Origin of the sequence: Pseudomonas sp. NEEL19, assembly GCF_028751975.1 — a bacterium.
GTDB classification, from domain to species: Bacteria; Pseudomonadota; Gammaproteobacteria; order Pseudomonadales; family Pseudomonadaceae; genus Aquipseudomonas; species Aquipseudomonas juntendi.
In genome coordinates this window covers 2,975,017-2,990,568 of record NZ_CP081491.1, presented here as the reverse complement: position 1 = coordinate 2,990,568, position 15,552 = coordinate 2,975,017, and the positions used below count along the sequence as shown (strand labels likewise).

Below are 15,552 nucleotides of genomic sequence, written 5' to 3'. Positions count from 1 at the left end.
CATGAACGTTGGCAAAGCGCTGTTACTGGTTGGCTGCCTGCTGTTGGGCAGTTGCGGCAACGTGGGGGTCGAGCATTATGCCGGTGAGCAACCCAAGCTCGACCTGGCGGCGTTCTTCTCCCGGCCGGTTCAGGCCTGGGGCATGTTCCAGAAGCGTTCCGGCGAGGTGGTCAAGCGGTTTCATGTGCGCATCGACAGCCGCCGGGAAGGTGAGCGGCTGATCCTCGACGAGCACTTCGTGTACAGCGACGGCACGCGCCAACAGCGCACTTGGACCTTGGTGCCGGACGGGCCTGGGCGCTGGCGGGGCACGGCCGGCGACGTGATCGGCGAGGCCCGTGGCGAAGTGGCGGGCAATGCGCTGCGCTGGCGCTACCGGCTGGACTTGCCGGTGGACGGCAAGCACTGGGAGGTGGACCTGGACGACTGGATGTACCTGATGGATGACGACACGCTGATCAACCGCTCGAGCATGAGCAAACTAGGTGTGGAGATCGGCCAGATCACGCTGTTCTTCCGCCGCCTGCCGGAGGCTACGCCATGAACCTGAATGCATTGGCCCAGCACGTGGATGCTGGCGAAATCGAAGAGCTTGAAGTGCTGTCGCTGGAAGGCGGCTTCTACGTTTTGCGTGCAATTACCGCAACCGGCCCGGTTACCCTGAGCGATGCGCAGGGGCAGCCTGTGCGCCTTCGCTCCACTACTGAACTGCGCGATTTGCTGGCTGACATGGCCGAGGTGCCATGCGTGCTGGTGCAGCAGTCGGTGCATGATGAGATGTGCGGGCAACGTGACGGCCCCATTGCACCGTTGCGCGTGCCGATTACCCTGGCCAGCCAGTGGTAGGTCGCCCCGTGCGCCTGGGCCTGGTGCTGGGTGACCAGTTATCGCTGGAGCTGCCAAGCCTGAAGGCACTGGACCCTGCCCAGGACGCTATCCTGATGGCAGAGGTGGAGGGCGAGGCGCGCTATGTGCCCCATCACCCGCAAAAGATCGTGCTCATTTTCAGTGCCATGCGCCACTTTGCCCAGGCGCTGCGCGAGCGCGGCTGGCAAGTGCACTACGTTCCTATCGATGACAGCGACAATAGCGGCACCATCGTCGGTGAGCTGCGCCGCTGGCGCGAACGGCTTGGCGCGGCGCAGATCGACCTGACCGAATGTGGCGAGTGGCGGCTCGAGCACGCGTTGCGCGAGTCCGGGCTGCCCTTGACGTGGCACCGCGACACCCGCTTTCTGTGCTCGCGTGAAGCCTTCGCGCGCTGGGCAGAGGGTCGCCGGCAGTTGCGCATGGAGCATTTCTATCGCGGTATGCGCAAGCGGTGCGGCCTGCTGCTGGAGCCCGATGGCAGCCCTGCCGGGGGCACCTGGAACTTCGACAGTGAAAACCGTAAACCACTGCCTCGCAACCTGGGCGCTCCGTTCGCGGCGCGCTTTACGCCCGATGCCATTACCCTGGCGGTGATGGCGCTGGTACGCCAGCGCTTCGGCGACCACTACGGCGAGATAGACGGGTTCGAGTACCCCGTCACCCAGCAGCAGGCGCTTGAGCTGTGGCAGCACTTTCTCGACTTCGGTCTGGCGGCATTCGGTGACTACCAGGACGCCATGGCCGAAGGTGAGCCGTATCTTTTCCATTCACGCATCAGCGCGGCCCTGAACATAGGCTTGCTCGATGTGCGGCAGTTGTGCGAAGACGTGCAACAGGCCTGGCGCGAAGGCAGGGTGCCGCTCAACGCCGCCGAAGGTTTCATCCGCCAACTGATCGGTTGGCGTGAATATGTCCGCGGTGTGTATTGGCTGCGCATGCCCGACTACGCCACATTGAACCACTTCGGCAACGCCCGCGCCTTGCCCGAGTTCTACTGGACCGGCAACACCCGCATGCGCTGCATGGCGCAAGCGATAGGGCAAACGCTGCGGCTTGGGTACGCGCACCACGTGCAGCGGCTGATGGTGACCGGCAACTTTGCGCTGTTGGCAGGCATCGCGCCTGCCGCCATCTGTGAATGGTACCTGGCGGTTTACATCGACGCATTCGACTGGGTCGAACTGCCCAACACGCTTGGCATGGTGATGCATGCCGACGGTGGCTACCTGGGCTCCAAACCGTATTGCGCCAGTGGGCGCTACATCCAGCGGATGTCCGACCACTGCAAGGCCTGCAGCTATCGGGTAGACAAGGTGGTGGAAGCCGATGCCTGCCCGTTCAATGCGCTGTACTGGCATTTTCTTATCCGCCACCGTCAACGCCTGTCAGCCAACCCGCGCCTGGCAATGGTGTACCGCAACCTCGACCGCATGGCTGCCGCGCGCCGTGATGGTGTGTGGCAACGTGGCGAGCAGTTGCTCGCCGAGCTGGATGCAGGCAGGCCGCTGTGAAGAAGCAAAACCTGCCAAGCAAGATGTGCGTGGTGTGTGGCCGGCCATTCACCTGGCGTAAGCGCTGGGCGCGTTGCTGGGACGAGGTGCGTTATTGTTCCGAGCGCTGTCGCCGCTCAGCGCCACGCAGCCAGGCGCACCAGCAAGGGCAGGGCCAAGGCCCAGATCGGCACTAGAACCAGGGTGGTTGCCAAAGGCCCCAGGGGCAGCGCGACATCGGCCAGCCTGGCGCCGCCCAGATACGCCAGGGGGCCGGCAACCGCGCCGACCACGGCGCCGCGCAAAAACGGCCGACCAGCCCAGGCCAGGCTATGGCGCAAACCGCTGGCCAGCACCAACCACATCGATGCCAGCCACAAGGGTAACGGCCAGGCATGAAAATCAAATACGCCTAAGCTGCCAAGCAGGCTGTCCAGCAGGCAGCCAACCATGGTTACGCGTAACAGCGCCCATGCTTCTGCCCGCGGCTGTGTGCATGTCCACAGGTGTAGCGCCAGGCCCACAGGTATCAGCACCAGCACCCAAGGTGTGCTGGCACCCCATATGCACAACCACCAGCCCAATTGCAGCCACAGCGCATTGGCAATCTGGCCGCGGGTAACCATCACGCTGGTACAGGCAGTGGCGCGCGACGCGCGTTCGGCGCCGCCCACAACAGCTGCGCCACGCCAATGGCACGCTCTTCGAAGCCGCCCTGGCAGTAGCACAGATAAAACTCCCACAGGCGCTGGAACGTCTCGTCATAACCCAACGCCGCGAGCGCGGCGCGCGACTGCTTCAGGTTGTCGTGCCAGTGCCGCAGCGTCAGGGCGTAGTCGACACCGAAATCCTCCATGTGAACCAGGTTGAGCGCGGTCTGGCGGCTGGCCGTATCGACCAGCACGCTGAGCGAGGGCAGGGCGCCGCCGGGGAAAATATAGCGCTGGATGAAGTCCACCGAGCGCCGTGCCTGAGCATAGCGCTGGTCGCGAATGGTGATCGCCTGGATCAGCATCAGGCCATCGGGCTTGAGCAACGCTCCACACTGGCGGAAGTACGTGGGCAGGTAGCGGTGGCCTACAGCCTCGATCATCTCGATCGACACCAGTTTGTCGAATGTCCCGCGCAGGTCGCGATAGTCCTCCTGCAGCACCGTGATCTGCCGCTCCAGCCCCAGGTCTTTGACCCGTTGCAGGGTATGGCTGTACTGGGCCTGTGACAGGGTGGTGGTGGTGACCCGACAACCATGATGGCTGGCCGCATGGATGGCAAGGCTGCCCCAGCCAGTGCCGATCTCCAGCAGGTGGTCTTCCGGACCCAGTTCAAGCTTTTCGCAGATACGTTGCAGCTTGCGAAGCTGGGCCTGTTCAAGGGGTTGGTCGGGGTGCTCGAACTGGGCAGCCGAGTACATCATGGTCGGGTCCAGCAGCTGTTCGAACAGTGCGTTGCCCAAGTCATAGTGGGCCAGTATGTTGCGTCGCGCACCGCGCTTGCTGTTGCGGTTGAGCCGGTGCAGCAGGCGCAGGGCGGGCCGGCCCAACCGCGCCAGGCCCCCTTCCAGGGCGTCGAGCACCTCGAGGTTGGCGACGAACAACCGCGTGACCAGGGCCAGGTCCGGGCTGCGCCAGTAACCATGGATATAGCCTTCACCGGCACCGATCGAACCATTGCTCGCCAGCAGGTTCCAGGCAGCATCATCGAGAATTTCCACCTCCGCCTGCAAGGCACTGGCGGCATCACCGAAGGCCCATTGTTGCCCATGGCAGAGCACACGCAGGTGGCCATGGCGCAACTTGCCCAGCTGTGCCAGCACAGCGTTGCGCGCCAACGCGCCCAACCAAGGGGCGATGCCTGCTGACTTGCTAACGCTCAGGGTGGGATTGGACATGATCGGAGTCCTCGCAAGGTTGGCCAAGTGCCAGGTCAGCCTGGCTGGCGGTGTGGTCGTGAATAGGCGTGCGCTTGCAGAACAGGCGCAGGGCTTGCCAGTAGATGCCCGTCAGGGTGCGCAGGCTCATCCAGGGGAAGGCCAGGATGTAGCGGTGCAAGGCGGGGCGGTCCAAGGGTTGGCGCCGTAGTGCCAGGTCGGCTTCGAAGACCTTGTGGCCGCTTTGCCAGTTTTCCATGTGGATGCGCACCCGGCTCTCGTCAAGGTGGAAGCGCAAGCGGTAGTCCATGTCCAGCGGCATGAACGGCGACACGTGAAAGGCCTTGTTCACCGCGAACGGCTGCGCCAGCCCGCCCTGCACGGGCAGCACATAGTGGAAGCGCTCTCGCCAAGGGGTGTTGCGTACTTCCAGCAGGATTGCCGCCAGGTGCCCATCGCGGTCGTGGCAGAAGTAGAAACTCACCGGGTTGAACGCCAGTCCCCAGCAGCGCAGCTGGGTCAGCAGGCGTACCGGCCCTTCCGGCACCTGGCCCGTGGCCCGGCCCACCAACCGCCGCGCGGCGCCGGCCAGCGATTGCCCTTGGCCGGTAAAGGCCGGCAGGTAATCGGTTTCACGGAAGCTCAGCGGCGCCAGGCGCGAGCGCCTTAACCAGCGCGACAGGGTCATCAGCCAGGCTTGCTCGTCCAGGTCCAGGTAGAACATGCCGACCCGGTAGCGGAAGGCGTGCGGCCGCGGGCTCAGGCGCCGGTGGCTGAGCCAGCCCAGGCACAGACCGCTGTTCATAGCTGTTCCCCGAAATGGCTGGCCACCTGCAGCGCGCTGGTGACGCCGTCCTCGTGAAAGCCGTTGCCCCAGTAGGCCCCGCAGAAATAGCTGTGCTGACCGCCTTGCAGCTGCGCATGCCGGGCCTGTGCGGCCAGCGCCGCCAAGCTGTATTGCGGGTGGGCGTAACTGAAGCGGGCGATGATCTGGGCGGGGTCGATCAGGGCGGTCTGGTTCAGGCTCACGCAGAACGTTACCGGCGCCTGCAGGCCTTGCAGGATATTCATGTTGTAGGTCAGCGCGGCCGGTGCCTGACCGTCGCCGGCCAGGCGGTAGTTCCAACTGGCCCAGGCTTTGCGCCGGCGGGGCAGCAGGCGGGTGTCGGTGTGCAGCACCACATCATTGTCGGCGTAGCCGATGGCGCCCAGTACTGCCTGCTCCTGTGTACTCGGTGACTGCAGCAGGGCAAGGGCCTGGTCGCTGTGACAGGCGAATACCACCTTGTCGAAGCGCTCGGTGCCGGCAGCGCTGTGCAGGGTCACCCCATCCTGGTCTCGGTCGACCCGGTGAACCTTGCAGTCAAGCCGTACCTGTTCGGCAAACCGCCGGCTCAGCGGGCCGATATAGCTGCGCGAACCACCTTCTATCACCCGCCATTGCGGCCGCTGATTGACCGACAGCAGGCCGTGGTTGCGGCAAAAGCGCACGAAGAACTGCAACGGAAAAGCCAGCATGTCGGCCCGGGACATCGACCAGATCGCCGAGCCCATGGGTACCACGTAGTGATCGACAAAACGTTGCCCGTAGCCTTGCGCCTGAAGATAGCTGCCCAGCGTGGTGTGATCGTCTATGCGCCCTGCATCCAGGTCGGCGATAGCCTGCCGGTTGAAGCGCAGGATTTCGCGCAGCATCCCCCAGAAACCCGGTGACAGCAGGTTGCTGCGTTGTGCGAACAGGGTGTCGAGGCTATGACCGTTGTATTCCAGGCCGCTGAGTGGGTCGTTTACGGAGAAGCTCATCTGCGTGGGTTGTGAGCCCACATCCAGTTGATCGAGCAAACGAATGAAGTTCGGGTAGGTCCAGTCGTTGAACACGATGAAGCCAGTATCGATGGCATAGCGCTCGCCTGCCCAGTCCACGTCCACGGTGTGGGTGTGGCCGCCGACCCAGCTCGCGGCTTCGAACACCGTGACCGCGTGGCGACGGGAGAGCAGGTAGGCACAGGTGAGGCCGGCAATGCCGCTTCCAATGATGGCGATGCGCATGGGTCAGTCCTGTTCGTGGCGGGCCAAGCGCAGGCCCAGGGCCAGGCGCAGACGCGGGGGCAGGGCCCCGAGCACACGCAGGCCCCAGGTGAAAAGGCTCGGGAAGTTGATTTCAAGCGGGCGCCGGGGCAAGCGCTTGGCAATATGTTGTGCCGCGCGCTCGGCAGACCACAGTTGCGGCATGGGGAAGTCGTTGCGGCGGGTCAATGGCGTATCGACAAAGCCCGGGCTGACCAACGTCACGTCGATACCCTCGCGTGCCAGGTCGATCCGCTGCGACTCCACCAGGTAACGCACGGCTGCCTTGGACGCCCCGTAGGCTCCGGCACGGGGCAAGGCCAGCCAGGTTACCGAACTGCCGACCACCACCAGGTGCGGGCGCACGCCTGCCCGCAGCAAGGGCAGGGCGGCGGCCAGGCAGTTGCTCACGCCCAGCAGGTTGGTGCGTACCACGCGTTCGACAAGCGCCGGGTCGAAGTGGCCGGGCTCCAGGTATTCACAAGTGCCTGCATTGAAGACCGCCATGTCCAGCCCACCCCAGGCTTGCTCGATGCGGGCGGCGATCTGTGCCACTTGTGCAGCGTCGGCAATGTCGCCCTCGGCCAACAGCACCTGCCCCGGATACCGCTCGGCCAACGGCAGCAGTGCCTGGCTGCGACGGCCACCCAACGCGACCTGGTGCCCTTGTTCCAGCAGCGCTTGCGCAAGGGCTGCGCCAAGGCCGCTGCTAGCGCCTGTCAACCAGCAGCGGCTCATGCCAGCCTGCCTTTGAGCCAGCGAATGGCCCCGCCCATCAGTGGAACGTGCTCATACAACAGGGCGCCGGCGTCGAAGAAATCCTGGTGAAAATGGACGCGTTCACGCCACTGCAGAAAACTGCAGCCTTGTACCGTTATCGGTGCCCCCCGTGCCAGCCGTGGGTGACGAAACTCGAGGGTCCAGCGCAGGTAACCCTGGCCAGGTAGCACCTCGTCCGCCGCGGCGAAGGCATAGCGGATATCGCGGGCATTGGCGTACAACTGGGCGAAATAGGCCTGCAGGGCGTCGAGCCCGTGAATTTGATGCAGGGGGTCGCGGAAGACAACGTCTTCGCTGTACAGGGTGTTCAGTGAATCGAGGCTGTCCACGTCAAGGTGGGCAAAACGTTCGGCGAACTGCTGCAGGTAAGCGGACATGCTCGGCTCCGGACAATCCTGTACAACACCCGATTGTTGTACAGGTATACTCGAAGCCTACGACAAAAATTGTACAAGTCAAAGTTTTTGTATAGCTATTTCAGCTTTTGCGTTGCGCCAACTGCTGCCGCAGTTCAGCGACCTCGGCTTCCAGCGCCTTGATCCGAGCCTCGGCCTCTACCTGCCGGGACACATCGTGCTGAATGCCGATGTAGTAGGTCAGTTGATCCGCCTGGTTGAACACTGGGCTGATGGACAATTCGTTCCAGAACGGGCTGCCATCCTTGCGGTAGTTGCGCAGGACTTCCCGGCACGGCTTGCCGTCACGAATCGCCTCGCGGATGCGCTGTACGGCTTCCTGGTCATGGTCGGCGCCCTGCAAGAAGCGGCAGTCCTGGTACAGGATGTCCCTGGCCTGGTAGCCCGTCAGCCGCTCGAAAGCTGTGTTGGCATAGATGAGGATGCTGTCTTCGCCTTCCTGCTCGGCTACGACGATGCCGTCGTTGGATTGCTCGACCATCAGTTGCAGGAGTTTTGCAGTGATCATGTAGCGCTACCTACGCAAATGTCATGTTCAGTAAGCGCAGCGTAGCCTCTGTGCAGGGCTTCGCGCGCAGTTTGCTGCATGATGACCCAGTTCGGCACTGCGCAGAAGGTGTGTATCGGTTTAGAATGGGGCACTTCCCGGACGACCCGTGCAATGACTGATACTACTCAAGCCGACCTGCTGCCCATGCGCGATGTGGTCACCCTGACGGGCATCAACCCGGTGACCCTGCGCGCCTGGGAGCGGCGCCATGGCTTGCTCCGCCCGCAGCGCACCGACGGTGGTCACCGGCTGTACACGGCCGAGGACGTGCAGCGTATCCGCGACATTCTGCACTGGACCAACCATGGGCTGCCGATCAGCAAGGTCGGTGAGCGCCTCGCCGCCCAGCCGAAAGCCACCATGCAGTCGGATTCGGCCTTTGCCGAATGGCGCGCAGCGCTGCTGCGTGCTACCCAGGCGTTCGATGCCCAGGCGCTGGATGCGCTGCATGGCCAGTTGTTCACGTTGTTGCCCAAAGCGACGGTGCTGCGCGAAGTGCTGATGCCGGTCTGGCAGCAACTGGCCGCCGGGCGAGCCTTCGGCCAACGCAGCCAATGGGTGTTCTTCGATAATTTCTTGCGTGCGCGCCTACTGATGCGCCTGCAGATGAACCAGGCCAATGCGCCGCGCGTGATAATGGTGGGCACTGAAGGGCATGCTGAAGCACAGTTGCTGTGCACCGGTCTGTTGCTGAGCAGTGAGCAACAGCGCATTGATGTGCTTGGCTGTGATCAGCCACTGGAAGAGCTGGCGCTGGTTTGCGCCGCCGTGCAGCCTGCAGCGTTGGTGATTGCCGTACAGGGCTCGGTGAGCGCAACACTGGCCCGCCAGCTGCGCGCCTTGCAGATGGATGTCGCGTGCCCGCTGGCGTTGGTCGGTGCGGACCTAGCCGGGTCACAATCGGTCTTGCAAGGCATACCCCTGCGGCTGCTGGATGAACAGGGCGATGACCTTGCCGGGGTGCTGAGTGCCTTGCTGGCAGGCCGGTTGGAGCTTTGAGCACCCGCTGCAGGACCGGGTGCGCAAAACTCACAGCATCAACGCGACCTCAGCCTGCCTTGGCTGAAGCGGTTCATTCGCTCAGTGATTTGATCAACTGATCGTTGAAGGCCGGGATATCGTCCGGCTTGCGGCTGCTGATCAGGTGGCCGTCTACCACCACCTTCTCATCCACCCACTCGCCCCCGGCGTTGCGGATATCGTCCTGCAAGGTCTGGTAGCTGGTCATCCGCTTGCCCTTTACCAGGCCCGCCGATATCAGCAGCCAGGCCCCGTGGCAGATCACTGCCAGTGGCTTGTTTGCCGCAGCGTGGCTTTTCACCAGGGCTTGCGCGCCTTCGATCAGGCGGATGGTGTCGGAGTTCTGCACCCCGCCCGGCAACACAATGGCGTCGTACAGGTCCACCTGCGCGCTGTCGAAGGTGGCATCCACGGTAAACTCGTCAGCCGGTTTGTCATGGTTCCAGCCGCGTACCGTGCCGTCCTTTTCGCTCAGGATATCGACCACCGCGCCTTTTTGTTCCAGGGCTTCACGTGGGCCGGTCAACTCGACCTGTTCAAAACCGTCAGTCACCAGGAATGCCACGCGTTTGCCATTCAGTTTGTCGTACATCGTGATTCTCCGTTTTCGATAGGCCTGAGAAGGAGGCCATCGTCCCGCCGGGAAGTTCCAACGCGATTCACCGGCGGTGCTGGCCGATGACATCGCATCCATGCCCCCGAAACAAAACTGAACGCTGAGGTGCGGCCGCCAGTCGTACCGCTAACTTTCATGAAAAAGGATGTTGGCGATGAAGACGATGACTCGACTGTTCACTGGCCTGGCGCTGGCGACCGCGCTGGGCAGTACGGCGGCGTGGGCGGACCAGCCTGGTGCTGACTGGAAGGTGAGCAAAGACCAGGCGGAGGCGACGCTGAAGGGCGCTGGCTACACGCAAATCACCAAGATCGAGGCCGATGACGGCCATTGGGAAGGTGAGGGCATCAAAGCTGATGGCAAGCAGTATGAGTTCAAGGTCGATCCGCGCGACGGCAAGGTCGTCAAGGACGAACTGGATAACTGATCCAGAGCGGGTGTTGCTCACTGAGCGGCCCGTGCCTGGAGCACGGGTTTTTTTTGTGGCCGGTTCCTGCGCCGTTCTGTTGCGCAGTGGCCGGCCGCGCTCAACCGCCGATGCACCCGGACTGAACATCGCGCGCTCGAGGTGCTCTCACCCATAATGATTGAGCGAGGGCAGCGCCATGAGTATCGAACGCAGCATTCCCGAGCTGGCAGCGTGGTATGCGCAGTACGACGACGTCAGTTACCGCAGCGAATCGCCAGACGCCTACCACCATGAACTGCTGCGCACCGCCGAGGCACTGCGCGACGATGGCACACTCGACTGGGACGACTGGCTGGCGCTCAAGGCACTGGCCGACGAAGCCCATGTGCGAGCGCTGGAAGACGCAGTTCAGGCCCACGTGAATGACCCTGACGCATGAAAAACCTCCGCATCGCCACGTTCAACATCAATGGCATCAGCAGTCGCTTGCCTGCGTTGCTGGAGTGGTTGAAGCGCGAACGGCCCGACATCGCCTGCCTGCAGGAGTTGAAGGCCGCCGATCACAAGTTTCCGCGCCAGGAAATTGAAGCAGCAGGTTACGGCTGTGTTTATCAGGGCCAGCCCGCCTGGAACGGCGTGGCCATTCTGGCGCGTGACAGCGAGCCGCTGGAGGTGCGACGTGGCTTGCCAGGCATGGAGGACGACACACAGAGCCGTTACCTGGAAGCAGCGGCGCATGGGGTGCTGGTCGGGTGCTTGTATCTGCCCAACGGTAATCCGCAGCCTGGGCCGAAATTCGATTACAAGTTGCGCTGGTTCGAATGCCTGATCCAGCATGCGCAAACGCTCTATGCCAATGGGCACCCAGCGCTCCTGGCGGGTGATTTCAACGTGGTGCCCACGGACCTGGACATCTACGACACACGTTCCTGGCTCAAGGATGCCTTGTTGCAGCCAGAGTCCCGTGCCTGTTTCGAGCGTCTGCTGACGCAAGGTTGGACGGATGCCGTTCGCCACCTGTACCCGGACGAGCGCGTGTACACCTTCTGGGATTACTTCCGCAACCACTGGGCACGTAACGCCGGGCTGCGCATCGACCACCTGCTGCTCAACCGCGAGCTCTCCCCTTACCTGAAAGGGGCGGGGGTAGATGCCTGGGTGCGCAATGAGGCCAAGGCCAGCGATCACGCCCCTGTGTGGGTCGAATTGGGCGGCCGCCGCCGCAACTGAGGCAACGGGCAAAGCGCTCTGCCTCGGTGGCTACCGGAACAGCCGAGGCCCATTCCGGTAGCGCAGTCACGTGGTGCGTTACTTCTTGCCCGGCAGCACCGAGCTGAGCACCTGTTTGGCGGCCTGCACGATGACCCCGGCCTGGTCAGGGTCGCCCTTGAGCAGGCTGCTGGCGAAGTTCTTGGCCTGCTCCAACTTGATGTGTGGGGGCAGGGGAGGCACATTCGGGTCGGTCTTGAACTCGATCAGCACAGGCCGGTCAGCCGCCAGCGCCCGCTCCCACGCGTCGGCGATATCCTCCTCCCGCTCCACGTAGATACCCTGCAGGCCGATGGAGATGGCGAACAGGTGATAAGGCACATCCGGAATTGACTGTGAAGCCTCGAACTTCGGGTCGCCTTCCATGACCCGTTGTTCCCAGGTGACCTGGTTGAGGTCTTCGTTGTTGAACACCGCGCAGATCCACTGGGGGTTGTCCCATTGCTGCCAGTACTTGGCAACGGTAATCAGCTCGGCCAGGTTGCTCATCTGCATCGCGCCGTCACCTACCAGCGCGACCACGCCACGCTGCGGGTGGGCGAACTTGGCGGCGATGGCATAAGGTACCGCCGCGCCCATGCTCGCCAGGCCTCCTGACAACGAACACTGCATGCCTTGGCGCACCATGAGGTCGCGGGCATACCAGTTGGCACAGGAACCCGAGTCGCTGGTGACAATGGCATGGTCGGGCAGGCGCGGGGAAAGTTCGTGAACGACCCGCTGCGGATTGATGGGGTCTGCCTTGGCCATGGCCCGCTTGGCCAAGGTCTTGTCCCACTTGCCGCGCCAGCCTTCGACCTTGGCCCGCCAGCGCCGATCGGTCTTGTGCTCCAGTAGCGGCAGCAGGGCCTGCAGTGTTTCGCTGGCATCCCCCACCAGGTTGACTTCCATCGGGTAGCGCAAGCTGAGCATGTCCGGCTGCAGGTCGATCTGCACGCCGCGGGCCTGGCCTTCCTTGGGCATGAACTCGGCGTAGGGAAAGCCGGAACCGATCATCAACAAAGTGTCGCACTCGTTCATCAGCTGCGCACTGGGCTCGGTGCCTAGCAGGCCTATCGCCCCGGTGACCCACGGCAAATCGTCGGGCAATACCGCCTTGCCCAACAGCGCCTTGGCCACGCCAGCACCCAGTGCTTCAGCCACCGCCATCACCTGTTCGCTGGCCTGCAGCGCGCCTGCCCCCACCAGTATCGCCACCTTGCGCCCCGCGTTCAGAACCTCGGCGGCGCGTTGCAGGTCGGCTGCGAAGGGCACTACCTTGGGTTTGCTGTAGCCAACGCCGGAGTGCACGGTGCCGTGGGCCCGCGGTGGGTCCTCATAGGGCAGGTCCTGCAAGTCGTTCGGAAGAATGACAGCGGTAACCCGGCGCTCGCCGACGGCAGTGCGCACCGCGCGGTCAAGCAGGTGCCGTACTTGCGCTGGGGTCGACGCCTGCTGCACGAAGGCCCCGGCAACGTCCTTGAACATCGACACCAGGTCCAGCTCCTGCTGATAGTGCCCGCCGAGCGCGGCGCGCGCCTGCTGGCCGACAATCGCCAGAACCGGCTGGTGATCCATGCGCGCGTCATACAAGCCCGTCAGCAGGTGCGAAGCGCCTGGGCCGGAAGTCGCGATGCACACGCCCAGTTCACCGGTGAACTTAGCGTGTGCACTGGCCATGAATGCGGCCATCTCCTCATGCCGTGCCTGCACGAACTGGATCTTGCCCTCAGCTCGCCTCAAGGCACCGAACACCCCGTTAATACCGTCCCCGGGGTAGCCAAAAATACGCCGCACACCCCATTGGTACAGACGCTCCACCAGAAAGTCACCTACTGTGCTGCTCATCATGTTCTCCCTAGGCGTGATCGATAGGGGTCTGGACTGAGCAGCAGGGGGTAAAGTTTCAAGTGAGTGCGCGCGGGCCACCCGAGTGGGCGCATACCGCGCTACAGCCGGCTGGCTCAACCACCGGCGCCGCTGCCACCTGTGCCAGATCCGCCACCCTGGCCCGTTCCGGTGCCGTTCCCTGTCCCGCCACTACCCGAGCCGTGGGTGGTGCCATCTCCGCCTGTTTTATCCGTGTCATTGCTGTCGGTACCGCCGGAGCCGGTGCCCATGCCATCGCTGGGTGTGCCGGACCCGGTAGCGCCGCCGTTGCCGTTCATGTGGCCGCTGTCATCCGTGTGGGTAGCAGGAGCACGCTGGTCATTCATGTCGGTGGCGGCCAGGGCCAGCGGCGCACTGGCTCCAAGGCATAGCGCCAACAACAGCGCGTGGGGCTTGAAAGTCTTCATGGTGAGTCTCCATCGAGGTTGATCACCTTTGTTTGGCCTGATAAGCGCACCGTCCGTGCATTGCTGCCGACGGATGGCGCAACGCTGGGTTCAACCGTCGGACTGTTCCTCAGGCGGAACCTGGCCTTCCGGCCAATCGGGCGCCTGCTTCGGTGGCTCGGGTTCGGGTACCGGCTCGCCGGGGTTGTGGGGTATCTCGTCAACATAGGGGTCGGGATGAGAAGGGTCGATCATGCTGGTTCTCCGCTGGGTGAGTGAGCAAGGCGTTAGGCGGTATCGCCACGTAGACCGTTCCATCCAATCTGCCCATGGGTACACAAACTGACGATTCGACGACGCTGTCGCTACGCCAGTGGAGCAATGCAAATCAAACTTTTACCAGCCTGCATGCTCTTCTGAATACACCTGACGCAGCTGAGGAGAAACTCATGAAACACACCGATGGCAAGACCGGCGACAAGGTTCCACGCCCCATTTCCTCGGAAGAGGCACAACGTGGCGAGCAGGTGCCTGGCCCTGTTTTGGAGAAACCCGACCCCAAGACCGAAACGGTAGACAAGGTGATTACGCCTACGTCGATCAAAGAGCAGGAAGCAGAGACCGAGGCCATCAAGCGGCAGTTGGCGCAGGTCGATGAAAAGGTGGGCAAAAGTTGAGCTGTTGATCGACTGAAGGATGACGGCCGTGAGCCAGGGTTGCGCGGCAGCCCTGGCTGAACGCAAACAGCCTATGGCTGCAGATGCGTAAGGACTCAGCCCGCTTCCATGGCGGTGTTTTTCTTCCAGCCGCGCAAGTTCATGCAGCACAGGCATACCTGCAGAATGATCAGTGCCCAGGCTTGTGCCTGCCAGCCCCATATCGCCCACAGCACATTGCTGCCAATGAAGCAACAGAACCCCAGCTTACGCCTGCCGGGCCGGCGTGAGCCGATACACCATGCGGCCAACACTGTCAGGATCATGGCAGGCCACTCAAGCCAGTCGATCAAGTCGGTCATCAAAGCTACCCAAACACATGCATTTGATGGTGGGACCGCACTCCTTCTGGCGTGGTTCACACTACCTGACGGCCCGGGGCAGGCAGATTTATGGAACCTCTCAACCCGTGGGCTTGCCCATTCCATGACTCAAGTGCTCAACCATCCTGATGAAAAGGAGCAGTTCAATGCCCACCGCAGCAGGCAAGATCCGCTATGGCGTAGTGGCCGGTGGTTCGATTTCCCAAGGTGCGTTCATGCCCGGCATCGGCCAGACCGACAACTCGGTAATCACTGCACTGGTCACCGGCGATGCGCAGAAGGCCACTCACCTGGCCGCCCAATATGGGCTCAACGCCTATGCCTACGAGGAGTATGCGACGCTGTTAAGCGCCGGTGAGGTGGACGCGGTGTATGTTGCTACACCTAATTTTCGCCATCGCGAGTTTGTGATCCCCGCACTGGAGGCCGGTATCCACGTGCTGCTGGAAAAGCCGATGGGCACCAGCGAGGCGGATTGCAAAGCGATGATCGAGGCGGCGCACCGCTCGGGGGCAAAGCTGATGATCGCCTACCGCTTGCACTGCGAGCCTGGCACGCTGGACATGATCGAGCGTGTGCATGCAGGCCATTTCGGCGACCCGCGGTTGTTTACCTCGACCTTCACCCAACGGGTCAAACCTGGCAACCACCGGGCACAGAACGGTTTTGCTGCCGGGCCGGTACCCGATATGGGCCCTTATCCGCTGAATATGGTCCGCCAGTTGTTCAATGCCGAACCGATCGAGGTCAGCGCAGTGGGGGTCCACTCGCCGGGCAGCACCCTGCAAACCTGGGACACGGTCACTGTCAGCCTGCGCTTTCCCGAGGAGCGGTTGGCGCAGTTCACCGTCAGCTACGCGTTGCCAGACACGGAACGCTTCCAGCTGTTGGGTACATAAGGCGA

General features: G+C 63.0%; 21 protein-coding genes. 10 read left to right on the top strand and 11 right to left on the bottom strand.

Annotated elements, in window-relative coordinates:
* Position 1: 1 nt before the first annotated feature.
* Genes K4A76_RS13320 through K4A76_RS13305 form a run of 4 tightly spaced genes read left to right on the top strand, consistent with a single transcriptional unit; the run spans position 2 to position 2,557 of the window.
* Positions 2 to 544: a DUF3833 domain-containing protein gene (locus tag K4A76_RS13320; RefSeq protein ID WP_029887143.1), complete on the top strand. Its 543-nt coding sequence runs from the start codon at positions 2 to 4 to the stop codon at positions 542 to 544.
* The gene (locus K4A76_RS13315; RefSeq protein WP_054912788.1) at positions 541 to 846 is read left to right on the top strand and encodes a DUF6482 family protein; all 306 of its coding nucleotides are present in this window, start codon (positions 541 to 543) and stop codon (positions 844 to 846) included. Before K4A76_RS13320 ends, K4A76_RS13315 begins: the two co-directional genes overlap by 4 nt.
* Before the next feature lie 8 nt (positions 847 to 854).
* Positions 855 to 2,381 carry a cryptochrome/photolyase family protein gene (locus tag K4A76_RS13310; protein WP_236185096.1) on the top strand — a complete coding sequence of 509 codons (1,527 nt, stop codon included), beginning with the start codon at positions 855 to 857 and terminating at the stop codon, positions 2,379 to 2,381.
* The gene (locus K4A76_RS13305; protein ID WP_274410448.1) at positions 2,378 to 2,557 is read left to right on the top strand and encodes a DUF2256 domain-containing protein; all 180 of its coding nucleotides are present in this window, start codon (positions 2,378 to 2,380) and stop codon (positions 2,555 to 2,557) included. Before K4A76_RS13310 ends, K4A76_RS13305 begins: the two co-directional genes overlap by 4 nt.
* On the opposite strand, the gene K4A76_RS13300 is transcribed toward K4A76_RS13305, so the two are convergent.
* From K4A76_RS13300 to K4A76_RS13270, 7 genes are all read right to left on the bottom strand, one after another.
* Positions 2,498 to 2,986, bottom strand: a complete 489-nt coding sequence (locus K4A76_RS13300; protein WP_274412294.1) for a DUF2878 domain-containing protein — start codon at positions 2,984 to 2,986, stop codon at positions 2,498 to 2,500. The two genes, K4A76_RS13305 and K4A76_RS13300, sit on opposite strands and share 60 nt — an antisense overlap.
* Complete coding sequence (locus K4A76_RS13295) at positions 2,986 to 4,248, bottom strand: SAM-dependent methyltransferase (RefSeq protein WP_029887146.1); 1,263 nt, start codon at positions 4,246 to 4,248, stop codon at positions 2,986 to 2,988. Before K4A76_RS13295 ends, K4A76_RS13300 begins: the two co-directional genes overlap by 1 nt.
* Entirely contained in the window at positions 4,223 to 5,032 is an 810-nt protein-coding gene (locus K4A76_RS13290) for a DUF1365 domain-containing protein (protein WP_274410447.1), read from the bottom strand. The genes K4A76_RS13295 and K4A76_RS13290 overlap by 26 nt, the downstream gene beginning before the upstream one ends.
* Complete coding sequence (locus K4A76_RS13285) at positions 5,029 to 6,276, bottom strand: NAD(P)/FAD-dependent oxidoreductase (protein ID WP_274410446.1); 1,248 nt, start codon at positions 6,274 to 6,276, stop codon at positions 5,029 to 5,031. The genes K4A76_RS13290 and K4A76_RS13285 overlap by 4 nt, the downstream gene beginning before the upstream one ends.
* Positions 6,277 to 6,279: 3 nt before the next feature.
* A complete protein-coding gene (locus K4A76_RS13280) occupies positions 6,280 to 7,032 on the bottom strand; it encodes an SDR family NAD(P)-dependent oxidoreductase (RefSeq protein ID WP_182389320.1) in 753 nt (250 codons plus the stop codon).
* Positions 7,029 to 7,451: a nuclear transport factor 2 family protein gene (locus tag K4A76_RS13275; protein ID WP_274410444.1), complete on the bottom strand. Its 423-nt coding sequence runs from the start codon at positions 7,449 to 7,451 to the stop codon at positions 7,029 to 7,031. The genes K4A76_RS13280 and K4A76_RS13275 overlap by 4 nt, the downstream gene beginning before the upstream one ends.
* Before the next feature lie 100 nt (positions 7,452 to 7,551).
* A complete protein-coding gene (locus K4A76_RS13270) occupies positions 7,552 to 7,998 on the bottom strand; it encodes a PAS domain-containing protein (protein WP_274410443.1) in 447 nt (148 codons plus the stop codon).
* Positions 7,999 to 8,151: 153 nt separating this feature from the next.
* On the opposite strand from K4A76_RS13270, the gene K4A76_RS13265 reads away from it, so the two are divergent.
* Positions 8,152 to 9,039, top strand: a complete 888-nt coding sequence (locus K4A76_RS13265) for a MerR family transcriptional regulator (RefSeq protein ID WP_274410442.1) — start codon at positions 8,152 to 8,154, stop codon at positions 9,037 to 9,039.
* A 73-nt stretch (positions 9,040 to 9,112) separates the two neighbouring features.
* Here the strand turns inward: K4A76_RS13265 and K4A76_RS13260 are convergent, their stop codons facing one another.
* The gene (locus K4A76_RS13260) at positions 9,113 to 9,652 is read right to left on the bottom strand and encodes a type 1 glutamine amidotransferase domain-containing protein (RefSeq protein WP_274410441.1); all 540 of its coding nucleotides are present in this window, start codon (positions 9,650 to 9,652) and stop codon (positions 9,113 to 9,115) included.
* Positions 9,653 to 9,830: 178 nt separating this feature from the next.
* On the opposite strand from K4A76_RS13260, the gene K4A76_RS13255 reads away from it, so the two are divergent.
* The 3 genes from K4A76_RS13255 to xth all read left to right on the top strand — a co-directional run bounded on the left by K4A76_RS13255 (position 9,831) and on the right by xth (position 11,315).
* A complete protein-coding gene (locus tag K4A76_RS13255) occupies positions 9,831 to 10,103 on the top strand; it encodes a PepSY domain-containing protein (protein WP_047149911.1) in 273 nt (90 codons plus the stop codon).
* Positions 10,104 to 10,281: 178 nt separating this feature from the next.
* Positions 10,282 to 10,524 (top strand): hypothetical protein, encoded by a 243-nt coding sequence (locus K4A76_RS13250; RefSeq protein WP_009685528.1) that lies wholly within the window; start codon positions 10,282 to 10,284, stop codon positions 10,522 to 10,524.
* The gene (gene xth, locus K4A76_RS13245) at positions 10,521 to 11,315 is read left to right on the top strand and encodes an exodeoxyribonuclease III (protein WP_274410440.1); all 795 of its coding nucleotides are present in this window, start codon (positions 10,521 to 10,523) and stop codon (positions 11,313 to 11,315) included. The genes K4A76_RS13250 and xth overlap by 4 nt, the downstream gene beginning before the upstream one ends.
* Positions 11,316 to 11,393: 78 nt before the next feature.
* On the opposite strand, the gene K4A76_RS13240 is transcribed toward xth, so the two are convergent.
* Both K4A76_RS13240 and K4A76_RS13235 read right to left on the bottom strand, forming a co-directional pair.
* Positions 11,394 to 13,181, bottom strand: coding sequence for a thiamine pyrophosphate-requiring protein (locus tag K4A76_RS13240; protein WP_274410439.1), 1,788 nt, complete (start codon positions 13,179 to 13,181; stop codon positions 11,394 to 11,396).
* A 116-nt stretch (positions 13,182 to 13,297) separates the two neighbouring features.
* Positions 13,298 to 13,630 carry a hypothetical protein gene (locus tag K4A76_RS13235; protein ID WP_274410438.1) on the bottom strand — a complete coding sequence of 111 codons (333 nt, stop codon included), beginning with the start codon at positions 13,628 to 13,630 and terminating at the stop codon, positions 13,298 to 13,300.
* A gap of 428 nt (positions 13,631 to 14,058) precedes the next feature.
* Here K4A76_RS13235 and K4A76_RS13230 point away from each other — a divergent pair, with 428 nt between their 5' ends.
* Complete coding sequence (locus K4A76_RS13230) at positions 14,059 to 14,286, top strand: hypothetical protein (protein ID WP_054911970.1); 228 nt, start codon at positions 14,059 to 14,061, stop codon at positions 14,284 to 14,286.
* 95 nt (positions 14,287 to 14,381) lie between these two features.
* Here K4A76_RS13230 and K4A76_RS13225 read toward each other — a convergent pair whose 3' ends face one another.
* The gene (locus K4A76_RS13225) at positions 14,382 to 14,627 is read right to left on the bottom strand and encodes a hypothetical protein (RefSeq protein WP_054911969.1); all 246 of its coding nucleotides are present in this window, start codon (positions 14,625 to 14,627) and stop codon (positions 14,382 to 14,384) included.
* A 167-nt stretch (positions 14,628 to 14,794) separates the two neighbouring features.
* Between K4A76_RS13225 and K4A76_RS13220 the strand changes: the two genes are divergently transcribed.
* Positions 14,795 to 15,547: a Gfo/Idh/MocA family protein gene (locus K4A76_RS13220; protein ID WP_274410437.1), complete on the top strand. Its 753-nt coding sequence runs from the start codon at positions 14,795 to 14,797 to the stop codon at positions 15,545 to 15,547.
* Positions 15,548 to 15,552: the final 5 nt, after the last annotated feature.

Bases quoted from the DNA above. Each gene is read 5' to 3' on its own strand.
- K4A76_RS13265 (WP_274410442.1), top strand. From the start codon at position 8,152: ATGACTGATACTACTCAAGCCGACCTGCTGCCCATGCGCGATGTGGTC.
- K4A76_RS13290 (WP_274410447.1), bottom strand. From the start codon at position 5,032: ATGAACAGCGGTCTGTGCCTGGGCTGGCTCAGCCACCGGCGCCTGAGC.
- K4A76_RS13285 (WP_274410446.1), bottom strand. From the start codon at position 6,276: ATGCGCATCGCCATCATTGGAAGCGGCATTGCCGGCCTCACCTGTGCC.
- K4A76_RS13235 (WP_274410438.1), bottom strand. From the start codon at position 13,630: ATGAAGACTTTCAAGCCCCACGCGCTGTTGTTGGCGCTATGCCTTGGA.
- K4A76_RS13220 (WP_274410437.1), top strand. From the start codon at position 14,795: ATGCCCACCGCAGCAGGCAAGATCCGCTATGGCGTAGTGGCCGGTGGT.
- K4A76_RS13230 (WP_054911970.1), top strand. From the start codon at position 14,059: ATGAAACACACCGATGGCAAGACCGGCGACAAGGTTCCACGCCCCATT.
- K4A76_RS13300 (WP_274412294.1), bottom strand. From the start codon at position 2,986: ATGGTTACCCGCGGCCAGATTGCCAATGCGCTGTGGCTGCAATTGGGC.
- K4A76_RS13270 (WP_274410443.1), bottom strand. From the start codon at position 7,998: ATGATCACTGCAAAACTCCTGCAACTGATGGTCGAGCAATCCAACGAC.
- K4A76_RS13240 (WP_274410439.1), bottom strand. From the start codon at position 13,181: ATGAGCAGCACAGTAGGTGACTTTCTGGTGGAGCGTCTGTACCAATGG.
- K4A76_RS13295 (WP_029887146.1), bottom strand. From the start codon at position 4,248: ATGTCCAATCCCACCCTGAGCGTTAGCAAGTCAGCAGGCATCGCCCCT.
- K4A76_RS13275 (WP_274410444.1), bottom strand. From the start codon at position 7,451: ATGTCCGCTTACCTGCAGCAGTTCGCCGAACGTTTTGCCCACCTTGAC.
- K4A76_RS13255 (WP_047149911.1), top strand. From the start codon at position 9,831: ATGAAGACGATGACTCGACTGTTCACTGGCCTGGCGCTGGCGACCGCG.
- K4A76_RS13225 (WP_054911969.1), bottom strand. From the start codon at position 14,627: ATGACCGACTTGATCGACTGGCTTGAGTGGCCTGCCATGATCCTGACA.
- K4A76_RS13320 (WP_029887143.1), top strand. From the start codon at position 2: ATGAACGTTGGCAAAGCGCTGTTACTGGTTGGCTGCCTGCTGTTGGGC.
- K4A76_RS13250 (WP_009685528.1), top strand. From the start codon at position 10,282: ATGAGTATCGAACGCAGCATTCCCGAGCTGGCAGCGTGGTATGCGCAG.
- K4A76_RS13280 (WP_182389320.1), bottom strand. From the start codon at position 7,032: ATGAGCCGCTGCTGGTTGACAGGCGCTAGCAGCGGCCTTGGCGCAGCC.
- K4A76_RS13315 (WP_054912788.1), top strand. From the start codon at position 541: ATGAACCTGAATGCATTGGCCCAGCACGTGGATGCTGGCGAAATCGAA.
- K4A76_RS13260 (WP_274410441.1), bottom strand. From the start codon at position 9,652: ATGTACGACAAACTGAATGGCAAACGCGTGGCATTCCTGGTGACTGAC.
- xth (WP_274410440.1), top strand. From the start codon at position 10,521: ATGAAAAACCTCCGCATCGCCACGTTCAACATCAATGGCATCAGCAGT.